Source organism: Pseudomonas sp. UBA3153 (genome assembly GCF_002364635.1).
In the GTDB taxonomy this organism is placed as follows: domain Bacteria; phylum Pseudomonadota; class Gammaproteobacteria; order Pseudomonadales; family Pseudomonadaceae; genus Pseudomonas_O; species Pseudomonas_O kuykendallii.
In genome coordinates this window covers 16,133-35,173 of record NZ_DEYR01000028.1, presented here as the reverse complement: position 1 = coordinate 35,173, position 19,041 = coordinate 16,133, and the positions used below count along the sequence as shown (strand labels likewise).

The following is a 19,041-nucleotide window of genomic DNA, read 5'->3' as shown; positions in this document are numbered from 1 at the left end:
GCCGAACGCCAGGCGCGGGCACGGCCGCCCGCCGCCGCTTCCGACCACGCGCCGGTGCAATCGGCCATCGAACGGGTTCGCGCGCAACAGGCGGCGGCAGCGCCGGCGAACGACCATCAGAAGCGCCTGAAGATCGAGGCGAGCATGGCCCGCGTCGCCCTGAGCAAGGCCGAGAAGCAGCTCGCCGCGCGCGGCACGCCGGAATTACAGGCACAGGTCGCCGAATTGCGCGCCGCCGCCGAAGCCGCACAGGCCGCGCTGGTGGCCGCCGAAGCGCCGCCCGGCGCCTCGGCGGTGGGCGTCGGCGACGACCGTGACGCCCTGCTGAAGAAGGCCAAGATCGCCGCCGCGATGAGCCGCGCCCAGCTGAGCAAGGCGCAGAAGGCCTTCGGCGCGGCGCCGACCGCCGGGCAACAAGCGCAACTGGCCGAGCTGCGAGCTGCCGCCAGTCAGGCGCAGGCGCATCTGGACGCCTGCCAGGGGACGAACGAGGCGTCCCTCACGCCCGGCGAACAGGCGCTCAAGCAGGCGAAGATCGCCTACCGCAGCGCCCGCGACGCCGTGCGTGAGGCCGAGGACAAGAACGCAGCGGAGCACCTTCGCCAGGCGTTGCTGGCCTCCCTGAGCGCCGCCGAGCAGGCACTCCATGCCGCCGAAGCCGCCTGCGGGAAACCGGCGCCGGAACTGCTGCGCACGGAGAAACGCCCCATCGATCCGGCGTTGCGCGCGTTGAAGACCGAGCTGGCCTACGCCCGTGCCGAGGTCAGCAAACTGCAACGTCGCGTGCCGCTGGACGAGGCGGCGCTGGAGCGGGCCCGGACGCGCCTGGCGGAGGCCGAGCGCCAGGTCGACGCGCATGCCGGTGACTGATCCGCTCGACGCAACGCTGCGGGGGCCGGCGGCCTTCGACGTGGCGCGCAGCATGCGCCTGGTGGTGCTGGCCTGCCTGCCCGGCGCGCTGACGCTGCTCTGGCTCTTCGGCTGGGGCGTGCTGCTGCAACTGTCGATCGCCACAATCAGTGCGCTGGCCTGCGAAGCGCTGGTCCGCCGCCTGCGCCACCAGCCACCGCCGCGCGCCGGGGAGGCGCTGTTCGGCATCGCCCCGCTGGCCGAAGGCGGCGCGCTGGTCACCGCGGTGCTGCTCGGCCTGGCGCTGCCGGCGTCGGCGCCCTGGTGGCTGACGGCAAGCTCCAGCGCCTTCGCCATCCTCTTCGGCAAATCGCTGTGGGGCGGCTTCGGCCACAACCCGCTGAACCCGGCGATGCTCGGCTACGCCTTCGCCCTGATCGCCTTCCCGGCACCGATGAGCCAGTGGCCGCAGCCGGGCGACTGGAGCGGGCTGTCGCTGCTGCAGGTGTTCGGCGCCACGCCGGCGGACGGCTGGAGCGGCGCGACCCTGCTCGACACCCTCAGGCACAACGACCGCCTGACCCAGGCCGAGCTTTTCGCCACGCATCCCGCATTCGGCGGCATCGGCGGACGAGGCGCGGAAATGCCGAACCTGGCGTTCCTGCTCGGCGGGCTGCTGCTCGTGCAGCGTCGGGTGATCGCCTGGCGGGTGCCGGCCGGCATGCTCGGTGCGCTGTTCGTCAGCGCCCTGCTGTGCTGGAACGGCACCGGCTCGGACTCCAACGGCTCGCCGCTGCTGCACCTGTTCAGCGGGGCGAGCATGCTCGGCGCCTTCTTCATCGCCACCGAGCCGGTCTCGGGTGCGCGCAGCCCGCGTGGCCAATGGGCGTTCGGCATCGGCGTCGGCCTGCTCACCTACGCCCTGCGCACCTGGGGCAACTCCCCGGACGGCATGGCCTTCGCCGTACTGGCGATGAACCTGGCGGTGCCGATGCTGGATCGCAGGCGACCTTGACCGTCTGTTTCGCTATAATTTGCCTCAGATGTCGCTGCCAAGGTCACGTCCATGAAAGCCCCGAGCCTGCGAGCCAAGAAGACTTACTGCGCCAAGACCCGGCAATCCAACTATGCCGCCAGTCTTCGCCTGGAAGGCTATGACACCAGCCCGGCCGACGGCGAACGCGCGCTGCCCACGCGTGAAGCGGTTTTGAACACCTATCGGCAGTCGCAGGCCTGACCCTGGACAAATACGGGGTCGGACAAGACCCGTACTGCTATCCAGGCTCACATACGCTGCGCAACCGCTTCGACATTCGTGATGACCAGGTGCTGGCCGGGCTGGAGCAGCAACTCTCCGCCATCGCCGCCAACGAAATCGACTTCGAACTCCCGCCTTACGACCTCGCCTATCTGCAGCGCATCCATCGGCAGCTGTTCGCCGACCTCTACACATGGGCGGGCGAGTTGCGCAGTGTCGACATCTCCAAGACAGGCACCCACTTCTGCAATGTGCTCCGTATCGAGCCCGAGGCAGAGAAACTGTTTCGCACACTGGAAGCAGCCCACTGGTTCGAAGGGCTCGAACGGGGCCGACTGATCACCTCGGTAGCAGAGCTGTTTGGCGACCTGAACGTTGTGCACCCTTTTCGCGAAGGCAACGGGCGGGCTCAGCGCATTCTCTTCGAACACATCATCGTCAACGCCGGCTACCAGATAAGCTGGTGGCACGTGGAGGAGCTCGAATGGCTGCAGGCCAATATCGACGCGGTGGTATGCGATTACCAGGCGCTGATTGACGTATTCGAGCGCTGTATCGGCCAGCGCATCGCGCCATGAGCGCCCGTCGCTGGTTGCCGGCGCTGGCCGTTGCGCTGCTTGGCGTAACGCTCACCAGCGTGCTGCACGGCACGCTGGCGGCCCGCACAGAGGCCGAACGGCGGGCGTCCGAAGAGCGCCAGCTGCTCGATCTATTGCCTGCGCGCAGCCATGACAACGCGCCGCTGCGGCAGCCGCTGAGCCTGCCCGGCCAGGCGATGCCCGCCTACCGCGCGACCCTCGCCGGGCGCGTGACCGCCGTGTTGCTGACGCTCGATACCCAGGGCTACGAAGGCCCCATCCGCCTGCTGGTGGCAATCGACCCGGACGGTCGGCTGATCGGCAGCAAGGTGCTGGCGCAGCGGGAAACCCCCGGCCTCGGCGACGCCATGGCGCGGCCGGAGTGGCTGGCGCAGTTCGCCGGGAAAACGCTGGCGCAGCGCTGGCGTTGGCGGCGCGACGGCGGCGACTTCGACCAGATGAGCGGCGCCACCCTCAGCTCACGCGCGGTACTGCTCGGCGTACAGCAGGCGCTTCAGGTGTTCGCCGCGAACCGCGAGCGTCTGCTGGAGCCGGGGCCATGAGGCGGGTGCTGTTCGCCTCGCTGCCGCTGGTGGGTGCAGCGGATTCGCTGGTGAAAGGCGTCGGCATCGCCGCGCAGGGCCTGCTGGCGGTCGGCGCATTCGTCCTGCTGCTGCCGCTGCTGCGCCGTCACGCGCAGGGCTCCGCCTACTGGCTGGCCGCGCTGCTGATGGCGGCCGGCCTCTGCAGCATCGCGGAACTGCTTGGCGGGGCGTTCTTCCATGACCTGCAGAACGCCCTGCAACCCTGGACCGCGCTGCTCGCGGTGCCCTGCCTGCTGCTCGCCGCGCAGACAGAGGACGCCGCCGGCGACGGTCTGCGCGGGGTCCTCGCCTTCGCCGCCGCGGCGCTGGCGCTCGGCGGGCTGCGCGAGATCCTCGGCTCCGGTACCTTGCTGGCGGACGCCGACTGGCTGTTCGGCCCGCTCGCGGCCGAGTGGGTGCTGCACGTCACGTCCAGGCCGGCGACGCTCTTTGCGGCGGCGCCCGGTGGCCTTATCCTGCTCGGCCTCCTGCTGGCGCTGCGCCGCCGGCTTCGTCCGCCATACCGCGAAAGAACATGAACGCCGCCAAACGCCTGGAAATCTTCCGTCGCCTGCACGAGGACAACCCCAACCCCGTCACCGAGCTGGCCTACAGCTCGCCGTTCGAGCTGCTCATCGCGGTGATCCTTTCCGCGCAGGCCACCGACGTCGGGGTGAACAAGGCCACCGCCAGGCTCTTTCCGGTGGCCAATACGCCGCAAGCGATCTACGCGCTGGGCGTCGCCGGGCTGTCCGAGTACATCAAGACCATCGGCCTGTACAACGCCAAGGCGAAGAACGTCATCGAGACCTGCCGCCTGCTGGTGGAGAAGCACGGCGGCCAGGTGCCGGAGAATCGCGAGGATCTGGAGGCGCTGCCCGGCGTCGGCCGCAAGACCGCCAACGTGGTGCTCAACACCGCGTTCCGCCAGCCGACCATGGCGGTGGACACGCACATCTTCCGTGTCGCCAACCGCACCCACATCGCGCCGGGCAAGAACGTGCTGGAGGTGGAACGCAAGCTGGTCAAGTTCGTGCCCCGGGACTACCTGCTGGACGCCCACCACTGGCTGATCCTGCACGGCCGCTACGTGTGCAAGGCGCGCAAACCGCAGTGCGGCAGTTGCCGGATCGAAGACCTCTGCGAGTACAAGCACAAGACCTCGGACGATTGAGGCGTTTAGGCAAAACCTCGCATGTCGATTGAAAAAATCTTTTTTACCCGCCCAGTCTTTGCCGCTATAAGGTGCGCCAATAGCACCCTCAGCCTGGAGCGACAGGTATGACCGACAAAGCCGAAATCGAACTCGAAGATGATCTCGCGGTGGAAGACGCCGACGGCGACGACGATACCGCGACCCCGGTGGAGGTCGCCAAGACCAACCTGACCAAGCGCCGCATCATCGACAACTACCTGGAAGAACGTCGCCTGCAGCGGCAGCTGTCGGACTACGATTTCGACCTGTAGGCCGCCCCTGGCAAAAGAAACCGCCCGCTGGCCACAGCGCGCGGTTTTTTTTCGTCCGGGAAAAACCCGGCTTTTGCTTCGGGCATAAAAAAACCGGCCAGGGGAATGGCCGGTCAAGATGCCCGGGAGCCAACCAGGGCAAGGAGCGGGGGAGCGACAGCGATCAGGCCACCAGGGCCAGCTTCGCCTTGGCCTGGGTCACGGCTTTTTCCAGCGAGTCGGCGCCCAGGTTGAGACCTTCGGCGTGGATGAACTCGACGTCGTGGATGCCGATGAAACCCAGCACCTGGCGCAGATAGGGCTCCTGGTGATCCAGGCTGCCGCCGGCGTAGATGCCGCCCCGGGCGGTGAGGACGAAGGCGCGCTTGCCGGTCAGCAGGCCTTGCGGGCCGGTTTCGGTGTACTTGAAGGTGACGCCGGCGCGCAGCACGTGGTCCAGCCAGGACTTCAGGGTGCTCGGGATGGCGAAGTTGTACATCGGCGCGGCGAGCACCAGCACGTCGGCGGCGAGCAGTTCCTCGGTGAGCAGGTTGGAGCGCGCCAGGGCGTTCTTCTCCTGGTCGCTGTGCTGGTCGGCCGGTTTCATCCAGCCACCCAGCAGGTTGGCGTCCAGGTGCGGCACCTGCTCGACGGCAAGATCGCGCACGCTGATTTCGTCGGACGGATGCGCCGCTTTCCACTGGGCGATGAACGCCTGGGTGAGCTGACGGGATACCGAGTCTTCCTGGCGGGCGCTGCTTTCGATGACCAGTACACGTGACATGAGTTTTTCTCCATCGGGAATGTGTGTTCGATGGAGCGAGATTAAGTATCTATATCTCGATTAAAAAGCGAAAAAAATCACTTCAAATTATCTACTAAATCGATTTAACTTGAGTTATCACCAACGACGGCGCGGGCCGTCAGATGCCGCAGGTCATCTGGATGCGCAGGCAGATGATGCTGCGGGCGAACTTCGCCGTGAGGTTCACCGTCTTGCCCGGTTCGATGCTGGCCTTGCGGGTGCGGGGAGCCTCGGGGCCATTGCGGAACACCAGCGTGCAGGTGGCCTCGGTGGCGCCCCTGTTGGTCAGGCTGATGGCGCCCATGTTGTAGTCGATGTCCTGGGTGCTGTAGGTGATTTCCGCGCCGTTGAGCTGCTTTTCGACTTCGATCGGATAGGCAGCCAGGCAGGAAAGCGGCATCAGCGCCGCCAGCGCGAAGAGCATTGTTTTCATTGTTGGTCTCCATCGGGGGCCGCCAGCTTAGGATAAGAGGAGCCGAGGATGAAAGCGCCCCGCGTCACCCTGGATCAATGGCGAACCCTGCAGGCAGTGGTCGACCATGGCGGTTTCGCCCAGGCGGCCGAAATTCTGCACCGCTCGCAATCGTCGGTGAGCTACACCGTCGCGCGCATGCAGGAACAACTGGGCGTGCCGCTGTTGCGCATCGACGGCCGCCGCGCGGTGCTCACCGAGGCCGGGGGCGTGCTCCTGCGCCGCTCGCGGCAACTGGTCAAACAGGCCAGCCAGCTCGAAGACCTGGCTCATCACATGGAACAGGGCTGGGAAGCCGAGGTTCGCCTGGTGGTGGATGCCGCCTACCCCACGGCGCGCCTGGTGCGTGCCCTCACCGCTTTCATGCCGCAGAGCCGCGGCTGTCGCGTGCGGCTGCGCGAGGAGGTGCTCTCGGGGGTCGAGGAAGTGCTGCTCGAAGGCGTCGCCGACCTGGCCATCAGCGGGCTGATCATTCCCGGTTTCCTCGGCGCCGAGCTGAGCACGGTGGAATTCGTCGCCGTCGCCAGCCCGGATCACGCGCTACACAAGCTGCATCGGCAGGTGAACTTCCAGGACCTGGAAGCGCAGATGCAGGTGGTCACCCGCGACTCCGGCCGGCAGCAGCCACGCGACGTCGGCTGGCTCGGCGCCGAGCAGCGCTGGACCGTCGGCAGCCTGGCCACCGCCGCCACCTTCGTCAGCAACGGCCTGGGCTTCGCCTGGCTGCCGCGCCACATGATCGAGCGCGAACTGCGTGACGGCCAGCTCAAGGCGCTGCCGCTGGACCAGGGCGGCAGCCGCAGCCCGCTGTTCTACCTCTATTCGAACAAGGACAAACCGCTGGGCCCGGCGACGCAGATCCTCATCGAACTGATCAAGACCTTCGACGCCGCGCCGCTTGACGCTGCCTTCGCCGCGCCGCAATCGACCAACTGACCGCGCGGCGTGGAACGACCCTGGCGGACGCCGGTCCGAAGGTTCGAGCACGTCAGCGGGACCCTCGACGTTGTACGATGCGTGCCAGCGGCCCGGCGCCCACCGGCGCGACCGCCACGCCCTGCCCAACAAGGACCTCGCAAAATGCTGAAAAAACTCGCCCTGGCCGCCTGTGCCCTGCTCTTCGCCCACAGCCTCCTGGCCGCGGAAAATCCCCGAGTGCAGTTGCTCACCAGCGCTGGTGAAATCGTCATCGAGCTGCAGCCGGACGATGCGCCGATCAGCGTGAAGAACTTCCTCGACTACGTCGACAGCGGCTTCTACACCGATACCATCTTCCACCGCGTGATCCCCGGTTTCATGATCCAGGGCGGCGGCTTCGACGCGAAGATGAACGAGAAGCCCACCCGCGACCCGATCAAGAACGAGGCCGACAACGGCCTGCGCAATGTCCGTGGCACCCTGGCCATGGCGCGTACCCAGGCGGTCGATTCCGCCACCAGCCAGTTCTTCATCAACCAGAAGGACAATGCGATGCTCGACCATGGCGTGCGCGATTTCGGCTATGCGGTGTTCGGCCGCGTGGTGCGCGGCATGGAAGTCGTCGACGCGATCGTCCAGGCACCGACCACCAGCCGCGGCATGTTCGACGACGTGCCCGTCAAGCCGATCGTCATCCTCTCCGCCAAGCGCCTGTGACGCGGCCACGGCCTACCCGCGCCCGCGGGTAAGGCTGCGGTCGACGCGTCCGGTCGTGCTTCTGGGTCGTGGTGCGCGCGCCACGGCCCGCCAGATAAGGACGCCCCATGCTGTTCCGCCGCTTTGAGAACCTGATCGACGCCTTCCAGGACGCTCCGAAAAACCCACCGCCCGACGGCATCCTGTGCTTCTACTTCTATTACATCCGCCAGGTCTGGCCGGTCTTCGCCGTGCTGATCGTGGTCGGCCTGGTCGTCGCCCTGATCGACGTCGCGCTGTTCAGCTTCCTCGGCCGCCTGGTGGATCTGGCGCAGGCGACGCCCAGCTCCGAGTTCTTCCGCCAGCACGGTCCCGAGCTGCTGTGGATGGCCGTGGTGGCGGTGATCCTGCGGCCGCTGTTCAACGCCCTGCACGACCTGCTGGTGCACCAGACGCTGGCGCCGAGCATGACCAACATGATCCGCTGGCAGAACCACCGCCACGTGCTGCGCCAGAGCCTGAACTTCTTCCAGAGCGATTTCTCCGGGCGCATCGCCCAGCGCATCATGCAGACCGGCCCGGCCCTGCGCGATTCGGCGGTACAGGTGGTGGACGCGCTCTGGCATGTGGTGATCTACGCCGGCAGCGCGCTGTTCCTGTTCGCCGAGGCGGACTGGCGGCTGGTCATCCCGCTGGCCCTGTGGATCGTCTGCTACATCGCGGCGCTGCGTTACTTCGTACCGCGCATCAAGCGCAGCGCCACCGCGGCCTCGGCGGCACGCTCGAAACTGATGGGCCGGGTGGTCGATGGTACACCAACATCGCCACCCTCAAGCTGTTCGCCCATACCCAGGACGAGGAGCGCTACGCGCGCACCGCGATGGGCGAGGTGATCGAGCGTTTCCGCCAGCAGTCGCGCAGGGTCAGCGCCATGGACATCTGCATCATCAGCATGAACGGCGTGCTGATCGCCGGCACCACCGGACTCGCCCTGTGGCTGTGGAGCAACGGCGAGATCAGCGTCGGCGCCATCGCCCTGGCCACGGCGCTGGTCATCCGCATCAACAACATGGCCGGTTGGATCATGTGGGTGGTCAACGGCATCTTCGAGAACATCGGCATCGTCCAGGACGGCATGCACACCGTGGTGCAACCAATCACCCTGACCGACCGCGACGATGCGCGCGCGCTGACCGTGGAACACGGCCAGGTGCGCTTCGATGACATCCACTTCCACTACGGAAAGCGCAGCGGAATCATCGCCGGGCTCGACCTGGAAGTGCGCGCCGGCGAGAAGATCGGCCTGGTCGGGCCGTCCGGCGCGGGCAAGTCGACCCTGGTCAACCTGCTCCTGCGCCTGTACGACCTGCAGAGCGGGCGCATCCTCATCGACGGGCAGGACATCGCTACGCTGAGCCAGGAAAGCCTGCGCGCCAACATCGGCGTGGTCACCCAGGACACCTCGCTGCTGCACCGTTCGATCCGCGACAACCTGCTCTACGGCCGCCCCGGCGCCAGCGACGAGGAACTTTGGGAAGCGATTCGCAAGGCCCGCGCCGACGAGTTCATCCCCCAGCTTTCCGATGCCGAAGGTCGCACCGGGCTCGACGCCCACGTCGGCGAGCGCGGCGTGAAGCTCTCCGGCGGTCAGCGCCAGCGCATCGCCATCGCCCGCGTGCTGCTCAAGGACGCGCCGATCCTGATCATGGACGAGGCCACCTCGGCGCTGGACTCGGAGGTCGAGGCGGCGATCCAGGAAAGCCTGGAAACCCTGATGAAGGGCAAGACGGTGATCGCCATCGCCCACCGCCTGTCCACCATCGCCCGCCTGGATCGGCTGGTGGTGCTGGACAAGGGCAGGATCGTCGAGACCGGCAACCATGCCGAACTGGTCGCCGCGGGCGGACTCTATGCGCGCCTGTGGGCGCACCAGACCGGTGGCTTCGTCGGAATCGACTGAGGAGTCGCCCCCGACATCCCAGCACCGCAACCGACGGCGCATCCCCACGGTGCGCGCGGCGCACCCGACGGCTGAAGGCCGACGTAGGGTGCGATGCGCACCGCAACCACGGCGCACTCCCACGGTGCGCGCGGCGCACCCTACGGCTCAAGGCCGACGTAGGGTGCGCCATGCGCACCGCAACCACGGCGCATCCCACACGGTGCGCGCGGCGCACCCTACGGCTGATGGCCTCGACGTAGGGTGCGCCATGCGCACCGCAACCACGGCGCATCCCCACGGTGCGCGCGGCGCACCCTACGGCTGATGGCCTCGACGGAGGGTGCGCCATGCGCACCGCAACCACGGCGCATCCCCCACGGTGCGCGCGGCGCACCCTACGGCTCAAGGTCTCGACGGAGGGTGCGCCATGCGCACCGCAACCCACGGCGCACTCCCACGGTGCGCGCGGCGCACCCTACGGCTCAAGGCCGACGTAGGGTGCGCCATGCGCACCGTAACCAATGGCGCATCCCCACGGTGCGCGCGGCGTGCCCTACGGCTGAAGGTCTCGACGGAGGGTGCGCCATGTGCACCGCAACCAATGGCGCATCCCCACGGTGCGCGCGGCGCACCCTACGGCTGAAGACCGACGTAGGGTGCGCCATGCGCACCGCGACCAACGGCGCATCCCCGCGGCGCGCCCTACGGTTGGCGATAGGGCAGCGCCGCGCGCGCATCTTCGGCATAGGCCAGCACGCCGGCGCGTTCCTGCTGGAGAAACTCCGCCACCGCCGCGCGCAGGCCGGGATGCGCGAGGTAGTGCCAGGAATGGGTGATCACCGGATCGAAGCCGCGCACCAGCTTGTGCTCGCCCTGCGCGCCGGCATCGAAGCGTTTCAGCCCGGCGGCGATGGCCTGCTCGATGCCCTGGTAGAAGCAGGTCTCGAAGTGCAGGCGGTCGAACTCCGCCAGGCAACCCCAGTAGCGCCCGTAGAGCGAATCGCCGTCCAGCAGCGAGAACGCCATCGCCACCGGCCGCCCGGCCTGGCGCGCCAGCACCACGCGGATCGCCTGCGGCATGCGCTCGGCCAGCAGGCTGAAGAAGGCACGGGTCAGGTACGGCCTCTGTCCACGCACGTGGTAGGTGTTGGCGTAGCAGGCGTAGACGAAATCCCATTCCGCCTCGCTCAACTGGTGGCCTTCACGCCAGTCGAAGTCGATGCCCTGCCCCGCCACCTGCTCGCGCTCCTTGCGCATCTGCTTGCGCTTGCGCGAGGCCAGCGCGTCGAGGAAGTCCTGGAAATCCCGATAGCCACGGTTGTGCCAGTGGAACTGGCAGCCGATGCGCTCCAGCCAGTCGGCTTCGGCGCCTATCAGGGCGTCGAGGCCCGGCTGCGTGAAGTTGACGTGCGCGCTGGAAAGCTCCTCGACCTCCAAGTAGCCGGGAATCGCCCGCAGCAACTCGAGGCCGGCCGCCGGCTCCGCCATCAACAGGCGAGGGCCGCAGACCGGGCTGAACGGCACGCCGCAGAGCAGCTTGGGGTAGTAGGCGATCCCCGCCCGATGACAGGCGTCGGCCCAGCCGTGATCGAACACGTACTCGCCATAGGAATGATGCTTGCGATAGGCCGGCATCGCCGCCAGCAGCCGTCCGCCCTCGATATGCACCAGGTGCTCGGCGGCCCAGCCGGAGCCTTCACCCAGACTGCCACTGAGCTCCAGCGCGGAAAGAAACGCGTGGCGCAGGAACGGCTGCGGCTCCGGCAACACGGCATCCCACTGCTCGGCCGGCAATTCGGCAAGGCTCGAAACGACACACAACGCCATGCAGGCCCCCAGGAAGACACGAAGTGAGCGCCAGTATCGCGTAGGCGGCAGGTCAGGTGGCCAAAAGCTTCGTCAACGGTCTCGCACAGGTGCGACGCACCGCCCCGGGGAAAGAAATTTCACGAATTTTTCACCTCTCCCGAAATTCGCCAAAGCCTCTGAATACAAGGGCTGCGACCTCCTTTTCGATCGCGATAGCTCTGTTTCGCGAGTTGCAGAGCGGTGCTGTCACACGCGAGCCATCAGTTGGACATCAATGTGTCATGCGCCCTCGGAATACTTGCGCAGGTTTTCGGAGACCCCCGCGCTGACTGCCAAGCGCCCTCCGCAAGCGCCTCATCTTGGGATTGGCCAATTGCCGACCTTCATTTCGATAGGGAGAAGTTCATGCGTTTAGTTTCCACACTCACCGGGGCCGGCCTGTGCACCAGCATCCTGATGGCCGTCAGTAACCCGGCCAGTGCCGCGGTCGACGCCAAACTGCTGGAAATGCTGCGTGCCAACGGCGCGATCACCGCCGAGCAGTACACCGACCTGTCGGTCGAACTGGCTGCCGACAAGGAAGCCCAGCAGGCCGCGGCCGAAACCCAGGCCAAGAAGCAGAGCGCATACGATCAGAAACTGGCCTGGGCGGCGCGGACCACCATCAAGGGCGATATCCGCCTGCGTCACGAAACCGTGGACGCCGAGGGCGCCACGAAAATCGCCGGCGACCAGGATCGTCAACGCGTTCGCGCCCGTCTCGGCGTGTACAGCGAGATCAACCCGCAGGTCGACGCCGGCATCCGCCTGGCCACCGGCAGCGGCACCAGCGGCGATGGCCGGTCCACCAACCAGAGCCTGGCCGGGATGAGCCAGAAGTCGTTCTGGCTGGACCAGGCCTACCTCGACTATCACCCCACCGACATCAAGGACCTGCACCTGGTCGGCGGCAAGATGCCGCAACAGTGGGTCAGCATGGGCGACGTGATCTGGGACGGCGACCTCAACCCGGAAGGCCTGGCCGTCACCTACAAGATGCCGCTGGCCGGCAAGACCGAGCTGTTCGGCAGCACCGGTTACTACATCCTGCAGGACAACGTCGACGGCGAGGGCTATCAGTTCGAGCACGACCTGCGCATGTACACCGGCCAGGCCGGCATCCGCTTCGCGCCGGCGGACAGCCTGAAAGTGACCCTGGGTGGCAGCCTCTACGCCTTCGACAACGACGACGACACTAACACCCTGGCGATCAACGGCAACGCCGCCGGCAGCAACGAGTTCCAGCTTTACGAAGGGTTCGGCCAGGTCGACCTGACCGGCCTGGCGCTGCCGCTGTCGTTCTACGGCCAGTACGTCAAGAACGCCGACGCCAAGACCACCGCCACCGTGGGCAAGGAAGACACCGCCTACCTGTTCGGCGTGAAGACCAAGATCTTCGCCTTCGGCCTGGACTACAACTACCGCGACGTGGAACGCAACTCGGTGGTCGGCGCCTTCACCGATTCCGACTTCGGCAACGGCAACACCGGCGGCAAGGGCCACAAGGTCAAGGTCAGCTACGACATCGACAAGAACTTCGCCGTGGCGGCCAGCTACCTGAAAGCCAAGGACGCCTGGCTGGGTGCAGCGGCTGGCGAGGGCGATGTCGACACCATGCAACTCGACCTCGAAGCCAAGTTCTGACCGCGACACGCAATGCAAAGCGGGGAATGCCGAACACCGGCATTCCCCGCTTTTTTGTGCCTGTGAAACGCTTAGCGACGGCGCAGGATCACGCTGCCGATCGAGTAGCCGGCGCCGAACGAGCTGAGCACGCCGAGGCTGCCCTTGGGCATGTCGTCCTGGTACTTGTGGAAAGCGATTACCGAACCGGCCGAGCTGGTATTGGCGTAGGTGTCGAGGATCACCGGCGCCTCGTGCGGCTCCGCATCGCGGCCAAGCAGGCGGCGGATGATCAGCAGATTCATGTTCAGGTTCGCCTGGTGCAGCCAGTAGCGCTGCACGGCGCCGACCGGCAGATCGTTCTCGGCCAGGTGCGCGCCGATCAGCTCGGCCACCATCGGGCAGACTTCCTTGAACACCTTGCGGCCCTCCTGGACGAACAGCTTGTCCGGGTTGCTCGCCGACTCTTCCCCTGCCGCGCGGTTGAGGAAGCCGAAGTTGTTGCGGATGTTGTTGGAGAACTGGGTCAGCAGCTTGCTGCTGATCACGTCCCACTGGTGCTCCGAGGTCGCCAGGTCGGCGCGCTCGAGAATCACCGCGGTGGCGGCATCGCCGAAGATGAAGTGGCTGTCGCGGTCGCGGAAGTTGAGGTGGCCGGTGCAGATTTCCGGATCGACCAGCAGGATCGCCTTGGCCTGGCCGACCTGGATGGCGTTGCACGCGGCCTGGATGCCGAAGGTCGCCGAGGAACAGGCGACGTTCATGTCGTAGCCCCAACCCTGGATGCCCAGCGCGGCCTGCACCTCGATGGCCACCGCCGGGTAGGCACGTTGCAGGTTGGAACAGGCGACGATCACCCCGTCGATGTCGGCGGCGGTCTTGCCGGCGCGCTGCAGGGCTTCCTTCGCGGCGGCCACGGACATCTCGCAGAGGATGCCCCACTCTTCGTTGGAGCGCTCGGGAATGCTCGGCACCATGCGCTGCGGGTCGAGGATGCCGGCCTTGTCGATGACGAAGCGGCTCTTGATCCCCGAGGCTTTCTCGATGAAGGCGACGCTGGATTCGCCGAGCGCCTCGACCTCGCCACGCGCGATGGCGTCGGCGTTGTCGGCGTTGAACTGCGCCACGTAGGCATTGAAGGACGCCACCAGCTCTTCGTTGGAAATGCTCTGGGCAGGGGTATACAGGCCGGTACCGCTGATCACGACGTTATGCACGGTCGTTCCTCTTTTAATTCTGGGGTGTTCCAAAGGGCTGTTGCCGTTTCATCGCAGCCACGCGGTTCGGCATGAAACGGCAACGGACCCCTGGCTTTAGACTAGCCGCCATTGTGCCCGAAAACCGCGAAAATTCCCTCTCGGGCGCGGCAGGCGCGGTTTTGACGATGACCCGACGCCTCTACCGGAACCATAGCCTTTTGCAATGAGCGCCCTGGCGGCGCCGATGTCAGGCTGTGCGACACAGCACCAGCGCACGCGCGCGCTGTCGATAACAGTGGGCGCCGATCACGCCGCCCCACCGATACCAACAACGGAGACCCGCATGTCGAACCCGAACGCGCGCCCTGCCGCCGCACCGATGACACCCGAGGAAGAACAGGAATTCGCCAACCAGGTCTTCGATGTCGCCCGCAACGGCGATGCCGCGATGCTCGCCCGGCTGCTGGACAGCGGACTGCCGGCCAACCTGCGCAATCACAAGGGCGATAGCTTGCTGATGCTCGCCAGCTACCACGGCCACCAGGACGCCGCGCGCGTGCTGCTGCAACACGGCGCCGACGCCAATCTCGCCAACGACCGTGGGCAGACGCCGCTGGCCGGCACCGGTTTCAAGGGCGACCTGGCGATGGCGACGCTGCTGCTGGAGCACGGCGCCGATGTGGAAGGTGCCTCGCCGGACGGCAAGACCGCGCTGATGATGGCGGCGATGTTCAACCGCACCGATATCGTCGAGTTGCTGCTGAGCAAGGGAGCCGACCCGGCGGCGCGCGACGCCAACGGCGTCACCGCGATGGCCGCGGCGCAGGCGATGGGCGCGCAGGATACGCCCGCGCTGCTCGAGCGCGCCCTGCTCGGGCGAGACCGTTCGGCCGACTAGCCCGCCGCGGCCACCACGCGATTGCGCCCAAGCTCCTTGGCGCGGTAGAGCGCCTCGTCCGCCCTCTTCAGCCAGGCCTGGGCATCCTCCAGCCCGGTATGGAAACCGGCGATGCCGATGCTCAGGCTGACGCTCAGCCCGTCCGCCTGGCTGAACGCCAGGCTGGTGATTTCTTCGCGCAGGCGTTCGAGCACCACGAGGGCCTCGCCCGATTCGGTATCCGGCAGCAGCACGCAGAATTCGTCGCCGCCGTAGCGCCCGGCGATATCCGTCAGCCTGAGGTTGCGCTGGATGCAGCGGCCGACCTCGCGCAGCACCTCGTCGCCAGCGATATGGCCGTAGCGGTCGTTGCTCGACTTGAAGTGATCGACATCGATCAGCGCCAGGCTGGCGGCCTGACCGCGCGCGCGGCAGTCGTCGAACACCAGGCTCGCCTGCTCGCTCCAGTAACGTCGATTGAACAGCCCGGTAAGACTGTCGGTGCGGCTCAGCTCGCGCAGCGTGCGCTTGTGCTGGCCGAGCTGGATCGCCAGCCGATAGAGCACCAGGCCGATGGTCAGCGGATGAATGACCAGCATCGGCAGGCAGGCGTAGAGAATCTGCTGGCTGATCTGCGGGGTGAAGCTGAAACCCAGCAGCAGCACCGAGACGACCATCCCCAGCGCCTGCATCGCCATGCCCCGCAGCACGAAGCGCACGCCGCCTGCGGCGGTGTTGTTCATCGCCAGCATCGACAGCATCATCACCGTCGGCAGCACGTTGAAGCCGATGCTGGCGATCCAGAAGCCGCCCATCAGCGAGTCGAACAGCACCTGGCGCCGCTCGATCACGTAGGGCGAGCGCGAGCGCAACGCCATCCGGTAGGCCAGCAGCGGCCAGCCGTAGGAAAACGCCACCAGCAGCGCCCACAGCCAGATCGGCGACTGGCGTTCCCAAAGCACCACCGCCACGCACAGGAAACCCGTGCCCAGCCCGATGGCGCGCGGCAGAAACGCGCGACGGACGAAGGAAAGGCCGGCTTTATCGGAGGTGATGGGATCGTGCACGTCGAGGTCTTGCGAAAGGACTGCCGCCACTATATCCGATAGGGCCAGGCCCTTGTGTGAAAGGCCGGGGTGCCATCCCGGCGCCAGCCACGTAGTCTGCATCTGCAGAATCGGGACCACCCGACCCTGCGCGTTGCGCTTCCCAACGAAACGTGCCGGCCGCTCGCCGCCCGGCCCCCGTGATTTCCGGAGCCCGCATGACCCTGTCGCTGCTCAGCCGTTACGCCGTGTTCGCCTTCTGTGTGCTGTTCACCGTCATCAGCGCCTTCTTCCTGGGCCACGAGTGGCTCTGGCCATTCACCCTGGTCAGCGCCGCGCTCGCCCTGGTCGGCCTCCTCGACCTGGCACAGCCGCACCGCGCGGTGCGCCGCAACTATCCGGTTATCGGCAACATCCGCTACCTGTTCGAGGCGATTCGGCCGGAAATCCGCCAGTACCTGCTCGAAGGCGACGGCGAACAGTTGCCGTTCTCCCGGGCCCAGCGTTCGCTGGTCTATGCGCGGGCGAAGAATGAGGCCGGCGACAAGCCGTTCGGTACGCTGCTCGACGTCTACCAGGACGGCTTCGAATTCATCGGCCACTCGATGCGCCCGGCGCCGCTGGGCAACCCGGACGATTTCCGCGTGCTGATCGGTGGCCCGCAGTGCCGCCAGCCCTACTCCGCCTCGCTGTTCAACATCTCCGCGATGAGCTTCGGCTCGCTCAGCGCCAACGCCATCCGCGCGCTGAACAAGGGCGCCAAGCTGGGCAACTTCGCGCATGACACCGGCGAGGGCAGCATCAGCCCGTACCACCGCGAACACGGCGGCGACCTGACCTGGGAGCTGGGCAGCGGCTACTTCGGCTGCCGCACCAGCGACGGCCATTTCGACCCACAACGCTTCGCCGAACAGGCCGCCAGTCCGCAGGTGCGGATGATCGAAATCAAGCTGTCGCAGGGCGCCAAGCCCGGGCACGGCGGCATCCTGCCCAAGCACAAGGTGACCCCTGAAATCTCCGAGACCCGCGGCGTACCGATGGGCGAGGACTGCGTGTCGCCGTCGCGCCACAGCGCCTTCGACACTCCGACCGGCCTGTTGCACTTCGTCGCCCGGCTGCGCGAGCTGTCCGGCGGCAAACCGGTCGGCTTCAAGCTCTGCCTTGGCCACCCGTGGGAATTCATGGGCATCGCCAAGGCCATGCTGGAGACCGGCATCCTGCCCGACTTCATCGTCGTCGACGGCAAGGAAGGCGGCACTGGCGCCGCGCCGCTGGAGTTCACCGACCATATCGGCGTGCCGATGCGCGAGGGTTTGCTGTTCGTGCATAACACGCTGGTCGGAATCAACCTGCGCGACAAGATCAGGCTCGGCGCCAGCGGCAAGATCGTCAGCGCGTTCGACATCGCCAGCGTGCTGGCCATCGGCGCGGACTGGGCCAACTCGGCGCGTGGCTTCATGTTCGCCATCGGCTGCATCCAGTCGCAGAGCTGCCACACCAACAAATGCCCCACCGGCGTCGCCACCCAGGACCCGCTGCGCCAGCGCGCGCTGGTGGTCGAGGACAAGGCCACGCGGGTCTACAACTTCCACCGCAACACGCTGCGCGCGCTGGCCGAAATGCTCGCCGCCGCCGGCCTTGAGCACCCCGCGCAACTGGACGCCCGGCATCTGGTGCGGCGTGTGTCCGCCACCGAGATCAAGCTGTTCTCGCAGCAGCACGTGTTCCTCAAGCCCGGCGAGTTGCTCGACGGGCCGATCGAGAGCGAGTTCTATCAGCGCATGTGGGCGATGGCGCGCAGCGACAGCTTCGACGCGCGCGCCTGAGGCGTTGGCGCAGCGCCGTCACTCGCTGCGAATCTGCGCGTGGGCGATCAGGGCGAAGATAAAGCTGCCGCCGACGATGTTGCCGGCCAGGGTCGGCAGGGCGAAGTGGAAGATGAACTCGGAGCCACCGATCTCGCCGTTGAACATCAGGTAGCCGACCTCCGCCGAGCCGACCACGATGTGGCTGAAACTGCCCAGCGCCATGGCATAGGTGACGATGCCGATGACCCAGATCTTCGCCCCCTCCGCCGCCGGAATCAGCCAGACCATGGTGGCGATCATCCAGCCGGAAACGATGGCCTTGGCGAACATCGGGTAGGTGTCGTTTTCCATCACCTCCCTGCCGATTTCGAGAAACGCCTTGTCCGCCGCCTCGTTGAAGATCGGCAGGTGGAGGATCGAGAAGGCGAACAGCAGAGTGCCGCAGAGGTTGCCGAAGAGCACCACCGACCACAGCCGCAGCAACTGCATGAAATGCGTGCGGGTCGGGTCGCTCATCACCGGCAGCACGGCGGTCAGGGTGTTCTCGGTGAACAGCTGCTGGCGCGCTAAGATCACCGCGAGAAAGCCCACCGGGTAGCCGAGGCTGGTGATGAGCGTCGCCAGCGGATGCTCGCCGACATTGGCCCGCAGCAGGCCCATCACCATCAGCGAAAGGCCTATGGTCAGGCCCGCCGCCAGCGCCGACCACCAGAGCGCCGCCAGGCTGCGGCCAAGTTCGTGATCGCCCTGCGTGCGAATCACCTCGTGCAGCACCTGCGCGCGCGGCAACTGGTTCTTCTCGACCTCGCGCTCCTCCTCGGCGGAAAGGTCGTTGCCCGTCTCCCCCCGTTCCTCGACGACATCGCCGGATTTGTCACGGCGCGTCCTGGTCCCGTCGCGCGGCGGGGTATCGTCATCGTCCTTCATGGTCTCTTCCTGGGGCTGGAGTCGAGCTATAGGCAACCGCCGCATTCGCGCGGTTCCTCGCCGAGCCGCTCGCCGTACAGAAAAACCGGCCTGCCCGCACGCCCTGACGCCGACGAAGGCGGCATTCCCGCGCGCCACCACGACGGCGCCCGCTGCACGGACGAC

At 66.8% G+C, this 19,041-nt stretch carries 18 protein-coding genes and 2 pseudogenes; 14 read left to right on the top strand and 6 right to left on the bottom strand.

Annotation, left to right across the window (positions count from 1 at the left end; genetic code table 11):
- From B2X67_RS05910 to B2X67_RS05875, 8 genes and pseudogenes are all read left to right on the top strand, one after another.
- Nucleotides 1-870: pseudogene (locus B2X67_RS05910) on the top strand (electron transporter RnfB); the annotation flags it as partial.
- The gene (locus tag B2X67_RS05905; RefSeq protein ID WP_286784916.1) at nt 857-1,864 is read left to right on the top strand and encodes an RnfABCDGE type electron transport complex subunit D; all 1,008 of its coding nucleotides are present in this window, start codon (nt 857-859) and stop codon (nt 1,862-1,864) included. The pseudogene B2X67_RS05910 and the gene B2X67_RS05905, both read left to right, overlap by 14 nt.
- A gap of 51 nt (nt 1,865-1,915) precedes the next feature.
- Nucleotides 1,916-2,086: a YhfG family protein gene (locus tag B2X67_RS05900; RefSeq protein WP_273232756.1), complete on the top strand. Its 171-nt coding sequence runs from the start codon at nt 1,916-1,918 to the stop codon at nt 2,084-2,086.
- 2 nt (nt 2,087-2,088) lie between these two features.
- Nucleotides 2,089-2,685: a putative adenosine monophosphate-protein transferase Fic gene (locus B2X67_RS05895; protein WP_273232930.1), complete on the top strand. Its 597-nt coding sequence runs from the start codon at nt 2,089-2,091 to the stop codon at nt 2,683-2,685.
- Nucleotides 2,682-3,248 carry an RnfABCDGE type electron transport complex subunit G gene (locus B2X67_RS05890; protein ID WP_286784915.1) on the top strand — a complete coding sequence of 189 codons (567 nt, stop codon included), beginning with the start codon at nt 2,682-2,684 and terminating at the stop codon, nt 3,246-3,248. Before B2X67_RS05895 ends, B2X67_RS05890 begins: the two co-directional genes overlap by 4 nt.
- Nucleotides 3,245-3,808, top strand: a complete 564-nt coding sequence (locus B2X67_RS05885) for an Rnf-Nqr domain containing protein (RefSeq protein WP_286784914.1) — start codon at nt 3,245-3,247, stop codon at nt 3,806-3,808. The genes B2X67_RS05890 and B2X67_RS05885 overlap by 4 nt, the downstream gene beginning before the upstream one ends.
- Nucleotides 3,805-4,443, top strand: coding sequence for an endonuclease III (nth, locus tag B2X67_RS05880; protein ID WP_282341499.1), 639 nt, complete (start codon nt 3,805-3,807; stop codon nt 4,441-4,443). The genes B2X67_RS05885 and nth overlap by 4 nt, the downstream gene beginning before the upstream one ends.
- A 107-nt stretch (nt 4,444-4,550) precedes the next feature.
- Entirely contained in the window at nt 4,551-4,736 is a 186-nt protein-coding gene (locus B2X67_RS05875) for a PA3496 family putative envelope integrity protein (RefSeq protein ID WP_090228334.1), read from the top strand.
- Between the two features lie 163 nt (nt 4,737-4,899).
- Here B2X67_RS05875 and B2X67_RS05870 read toward each other — a convergent pair whose 3' ends face one another.
- Both B2X67_RS05870 and B2X67_RS05865 read right to left on the bottom strand, forming a co-directional pair.
- Nucleotides 4,900-5,499, bottom strand: coding sequence for an FMN-dependent NADH-azoreductase (locus tag B2X67_RS05870; protein WP_286784913.1), 600 nt, complete (start codon nt 5,497-5,499; stop codon nt 4,900-4,902).
- A gap of 139 nt (nt 5,500-5,638) precedes the next feature.
- Entirely contained in the window at nt 5,639-5,953 is a 315-nt protein-coding gene (locus tag B2X67_RS05865) for a 3-phosphoglycerate kinase (protein WP_286784912.1), read from the bottom strand.
- A 48-nt stretch (nt 5,954-6,001) separates the two neighbouring features.
- Here B2X67_RS05865 and B2X67_RS05860 point away from each other — a divergent pair, with 48 nt between their 5' ends.
- From B2X67_RS05860 to B2X67_RS05850, 3 genes and pseudogenes are all read left to right on the top strand, one after another.
- The gene (locus B2X67_RS05860; RefSeq protein ID WP_273232765.1) at nt 6,002-6,928 is read left to right on the top strand and encodes a LysR family transcriptional regulator; all 927 of its coding nucleotides are present in this window, start codon (nt 6,002-6,004) and stop codon (nt 6,926-6,928) included.
- A gap of 144 nt (nt 6,929-7,072) precedes the next feature.
- Complete coding sequence (locus B2X67_RS05855) at nt 7,073-7,627, top strand: peptidylprolyl isomerase (RefSeq protein WP_286784911.1); 555 nt, start codon at nt 7,073-7,075, stop codon at nt 7,625-7,627.
- A gap of 107 nt (nt 7,628-7,734) precedes the next feature.
- Nucleotides 7,735-9,566, top strand: a pseudogene (locus B2X67_RS05850) (ABC transporter ATP-binding protein).
- Nucleotides 9,567-10,250: 684 nt separating this feature from the next.
- Here the strand turns inward: B2X67_RS05850 and B2X67_RS05845 are convergent.
- Nucleotides 10,251-11,375, bottom strand: a complete 1,125-nt coding sequence (locus B2X67_RS05845; RefSeq protein ID WP_286784910.1) for a GNAT family N-acetyltransferase — start codon at nt 11,373-11,375, stop codon at nt 10,251-10,253.
- Between the two features lie 387 nt (nt 11,376-11,762).
- Here B2X67_RS05845 and B2X67_RS05840 point away from each other — a divergent pair, with 387 nt between their 5' ends.
- Entirely contained in the window at nt 11,763-13,040 is a 1,278-nt protein-coding gene (locus tag B2X67_RS05840; protein WP_286784909.1) for a putative porin, read from the top strand.
- A gap of 71 nt (nt 13,041-13,111) precedes the next feature.
- Here B2X67_RS05840 and B2X67_RS05835 read toward each other — a convergent pair whose 3' ends face one another.
- Nucleotides 13,112-14,236, bottom strand: a complete 1,125-nt coding sequence (locus B2X67_RS05835) for a beta-ketoacyl-ACP synthase III (RefSeq protein WP_286784908.1) — start codon at nt 14,234-14,236, stop codon at nt 13,112-13,114.
- A gap of 325 nt (nt 14,237-14,561) precedes the next feature.
- Here B2X67_RS05835 and B2X67_RS05830 point away from each other — a divergent pair, with 325 nt between their 5' ends.
- Nucleotides 14,562-15,116, top strand: a complete 555-nt coding sequence (locus B2X67_RS05830; RefSeq protein WP_286784907.1) for an ankyrin repeat domain-containing protein — start codon at nt 14,562-14,564, stop codon at nt 15,114-15,116.
- On the opposite strand, the gene B2X67_RS05825 is transcribed toward B2X67_RS05830, so the two are convergent.
- A complete protein-coding gene (locus B2X67_RS05825) occupies nt 15,113-16,162 on the bottom strand; it encodes a diguanylate cyclase (RefSeq protein WP_286784906.1) in 1,050 nt (349 codons plus the stop codon). The two genes, B2X67_RS05830 and B2X67_RS05825, sit on opposite strands and share 4 nt — an antisense overlap.
- A gap of 197 nt (nt 16,163-16,359) precedes the next feature.
- On the opposite strand from B2X67_RS05825, the gene B2X67_RS05820 reads away from it, so the two are divergent.
- Nucleotides 16,360-17,967, top strand: a complete 1,608-nt coding sequence (locus B2X67_RS05820; protein WP_286784905.1) for an FMN-binding glutamate synthase family protein — start codon at nt 16,360-16,362, stop codon at nt 17,965-17,967.
- An 18-nt stretch (nt 17,968-17,985) separates the two neighbouring features.
- Here the strand turns inward: B2X67_RS05820 and B2X67_RS05815 are convergent, their stop codons facing one another.
- Nucleotides 17,986-18,876, bottom strand: a complete 891-nt coding sequence (locus B2X67_RS05815) for a formate/nitrite transporter family protein (protein WP_273232778.1) — start codon at nt 18,874-18,876, stop codon at nt 17,986-17,988.
- Nucleotides 18,877-19,041: the final 165 nt, after the last annotated feature.

Excerpts from the sequence above, each read along its gene's own strand:
- B2X67_RS05840 (WP_286784909.1), top strand. The coding sequence starts at position 11,763 with ATGCGTTTAGTTTCCACACTCACCGGGGCCGGCCTGTGCACCAGCATC.
- B2X67_RS05845 (WP_286784910.1), bottom strand. The coding sequence starts at position 11,375 with ATGGCGTTGTGTGTCGTTTCGAGCCTTGCCGAATTGCCGGCCGAGCAG.
- B2X67_RS05885 (WP_286784914.1), top strand. The coding sequence starts at position 3,245 with ATGAGGCGGGTGCTGTTCGCCTCGCTGCCGCTGGTGGGTGCAGCGGAT.
- nth (WP_282341499.1), top strand. The coding sequence starts at position 3,805 with ATGAACGCCGCCAAACGCCTGGAAATCTTCCGTCGCCTGCACGAGGAC.
- B2X67_RS05905 (WP_286784916.1), top strand. The coding sequence starts at position 857 with ATGCCGGTGACTGATCCGCTCGACGCAACGCTGCGGGGGCCGGCGGCC.
- B2X67_RS05860 (WP_273232765.1), top strand. The coding sequence starts at position 6,002 with ATGAAAGCGCCCCGCGTCACCCTGGATCAATGGCGAACCCTGCAGGCA.
- B2X67_RS05890 (WP_286784915.1), top strand. The coding sequence starts at position 2,682 with ATGAGCGCCCGTCGCTGGTTGCCGGCGCTGGCCGTTGCGCTGCTTGGC.
- B2X67_RS05815 (WP_273232778.1), bottom strand. The coding sequence starts at position 18,876 with ATGAAGGACGATGACGATACCCCGCCGCGCGACGGGACCAGGACGCGC.
- B2X67_RS05830 (WP_286784907.1), top strand. The coding sequence starts at position 14,562 with ATGTCGAACCCGAACGCGCGCCCTGCCGCCGCACCGATGACACCCGAG.
- B2X67_RS05875 (WP_090228334.1), top strand. The coding sequence starts at position 4,551 with ATGACCGACAAAGCCGAAATCGAACTCGAAGATGATCTCGCGGTGGAA.
- B2X67_RS05900 (WP_273232756.1), top strand. The coding sequence starts at position 1,916 with ATGAAAGCCCCGAGCCTGCGAGCCAAGAAGACTTACTGCGCCAAGACC.
- B2X67_RS05865 (WP_286784912.1), bottom strand. The coding sequence starts at position 5,953 with ATGAAAACAATGCTCTTCGCGCTGGCGGCGCTGATGCCGCTTTCCTGC.
- B2X67_RS05820 (WP_286784905.1), top strand. The coding sequence starts at position 16,360 with ATGACCCTGTCGCTGCTCAGCCGTTACGCCGTGTTCGCCTTCTGTGTG.
- B2X67_RS05870 (WP_286784913.1), bottom strand. The coding sequence starts at position 5,499 with ATGTCACGTGTACTGGTCATCGAAAGCAGCGCCCGCCAGGAAGACTCG.
- B2X67_RS05855 (WP_286784911.1), top strand. The coding sequence starts at position 7,073 with ATGCTGAAAAAACTCGCCCTGGCCGCCTGTGCCCTGCTCTTCGCCCAC.